This is a genomic window from Streptomyces sp. P17 (assembly GCF_032436805.1).
GTDB lineage: Bacteria > Actinomycetota > Actinomycetes > Streptomycetales > Streptomycetaceae > Streptomyces.
Genome location: NZ_JAVRBF010000152.1, coordinates 1 through 2,628 on the forward strand (window position 1 = coordinate 1; position 2,628 = coordinate 2,628).

Annotated in this window: 2 protein-coding genes; both read right to left on the reverse strand. The window is 67.3% G+C overall.

Annotated features, from left to right (window positions below):
• Positions 1-69 precede the first annotated feature (69 nt).
• Positions 70-846 carry an IS21-like element helper ATPase IstB gene (gene istB / locus RMT89_RS39905; RefSeq protein ID WP_007495354.1) on the reverse strand — a complete coding sequence of 259 codons (777 nt, stop codon included), beginning with the start codon at positions 844-846 and terminating at the stop codon, positions 70-72.
• Complete coding sequence (istA, locus tag RMT89_RS39910) at positions 846-2,435, reverse strand: IS21 family transposase (protein WP_007495356.1); 1,590 nt, start codon at positions 2,433-2,435, stop codon at positions 846-848. Before istA ends, istB begins: the two co-directional genes overlap by 1 nt.
• Positions 2,436-2,628: the final 193 nt, after the last annotated feature.

Consider the following 2,628-nt stretch of genomic DNA (forward strand, 5'->3'; position numbering starts at 1 on the left):
GTGTGAACGGTCACGTAATTCCCCGGGCCCGGCGTCACGTAATTCCCCAGGTCCTGACCTCGTCCATGTCTACTTGATCGAGGGCTTGTTTGTCTTGTCGGTGCCTCCTGCTCGGGGCCGCTTGTTGGGCCGGTAGCTGGGGCCGTTCATGATCACTTGGTGGCTGGTGTTGATCAGCCGGTCCAGGAGCGACTCGGCGACCACGGGGTTGGGGAAGAGCGGATACCAGTCGCTCGGCGCCCTGTTGCTCGTCAGGATCAGCGACCGGCCCTGCCGTTCGGAGACCAGCTCGTAGAGGTCGTCGGCCTGGGCAGCGGTCAGCTGGCGCATCGCGAAGTCGTCGAGGATGAGCACGTCGGGACGTACCAACTCGCGCAGACGCCGGTCCCAGGTGCGGTCCGCGTGGCCGCCGGCCAGGTCCGCCAGGACCCGACTGGTCTTGGCGAAGCGGACGCCGGCGCCCTGGCGGATGGCGAGGTGTCCGAGCGCCTGGGCGACGTGTGTCTTCCCGACGCCGACCGGTCCGAACAAAATTACGGACTCTCCGGTGTGCAGCCAGCGCAAAGCGGCGAGGTCGCGGATCTGGGCGGCGGGCAGCTTCGGGGAGGCCGCGAAGTCGAACTCCTCCAGGGTGACCTGCTGCTCGAACTTCGCCCGGAGCAGGCGGCGTTGGAAGGCGACGGTGTCGCGGCGGGTGATCTCGTCCTGGCAGAGCGTCTGCAGGAATTCCAGGTGTCCGAGCTCGCCGCCGTGGGCCTGGGCGAGGCGGGCGTCCAGGGTTTCCAGCATGCCCGAGAGCTTCAGCGCGCGGAGCGCGTCGCGCAGGGCGGTGTCCATGATGCTCATCACGCGACTCCTTCTTCGTGACGGTGGTCATCACGGTCGTCGTTCGTCATCCCGGGGGTCGCGGCGGTCGAAAAGAGCCGCGTCGGGCCGTGCAGGAAGGCCGCGGCCCCGCCGTCGCCGCTGGTCTCGGGGGCGGGTTCGGTCTCGGTGCCGGCGACGAGGATGCCCTTGACGGTGCGGTAGGACGGGTCGCCGACGAGGGTGGCCTTGGCGCAGGCGGCGTCCAGCCGGGCGTCGCCGTACTTCTTGCGCAGACCGAGCACTCCCTGGGCGGCGCGGAGCCGGTAGAGCGCGTTGACTTCCAGCAGGCCGTCGATCACCTCCTTGCAGGCGGCGCCGACCTGGACGGACTGGGTGCGGCACCATTGCGGGGTCCGCATATGGAACGCGATCTTCTCGGGCGGGTAGTCGCCGTGGTGGGTGCGTTTGCCCTGCTCAAGTGCCGCGTGGGTCTTGACCAGTTCGCCCTCGTGGAAGATCTGCACGAAACCGGCGGTGGAACGGACGTCGACGCGTTGGCCGATCAGTTTCCACGGCACCGAGTAGAGGGTGCGGCCCACCTTGATGTGAATGTCCGGGCCGACCGTCGCGGTGGACCAGCGGGCCAGCACGAACGGCGTCTTCGGCAGCGGCAGCAACGTCTCGGCCTCGACGGCCTCGAACACCGACAGCGGCGATGCCCCGCCCAGCGGCCGGCACTGCCGACGACCGGCGACCTCGCCCGACCAGCGGACCGCGTCGGCCTGCATGTGCTCCAGGGAGACGAACTCCCGCCCACGCCACCACGAATCACGTATATAGGGCATAGGGCGCTCGACGCGGGGCTTGTCTTTGGGCTTCAGAGCACGGGCTGGATCTACCAACGCGCCATAGTGCACGGCGAGTTCGGCATACGCCTTGTTGATTTTAGGGTCGTAGAGGTCGGGCTTGTCCACCCCGGTCTTCAGGTTGTCGGGCACGAGCCGCTGGGCGACGCCGCCGAAGAACTTGAAGGCTTCGACGTGCGACTCGGTCCAGGAGTGCTGGTCGAGATGGATGACCGGGCGGACGAACATGTGCCGCGAGCAGGCCAGGATCATCACGAACGCCCAGATCCGGTGCCGTTTCCCACTGCGCGGGTTGATCCACTGGCCGAGGAAGCCGTAATCGATCTGGGCCTCCAGCCCCGGCTCGACCTCGTCACGCAGGACGGTGACCTGCGAGCGGCGGGTCTCCTCGGGCAGCGTCGCCGATATCCACCGCCGCAAGCTGGACACCGACACCGTCAACTCGTGTTCGTCCCGCAGCCGTTGGTGGATCGTGGAGACGGTCACCGTCCCCAGCAGGCTCTTGATGTAATCACCGTGTTTGTCGATCTCCGGCCAGGTCACCTGCCGCAGCCGCACGTCGGCGAGCTCGGGGAACCAGCCCTTGATCAGCCCGGCCCAGTCCTGCTCGGTCATCACCGGGCCGCCCGGGGTCATCCCGGCGGCCTCCGCCGGGGCCAGGTACTTCCTGATCGTCTTGCGGTCCACTCCCAGCGACGCGGCCAGCTCACTCTTCGAGCGGCCCGCATACCAGTGGACGTAGATCTCGGTCACATCGACCACGTTGAACGTTCTCCTTGCCATCGTGCGCTTCCCTCGACCTCGAACCACTGATCGAGGAAGCGTGCGTCTTCTCGACGGCCAGGACTATGACCCCCGCCACCCGCGATCCCCCTGGGGAATTACGTGACCGCGAGGGTGGGGAATTACGTGACGCGGAACCCGCCTCACCTGGGGAATTTCGTGATCGCTCACA

Bases quoted from the DNA above. Each gene is read 5' to 3' on its own strand.
- istB (WP_007495354.1), bottom strand. From the start codon at position 846: ATGAGCATCATGGACACCGCCCTGCGCGACGCGCTCCGCGCGCTGAAG.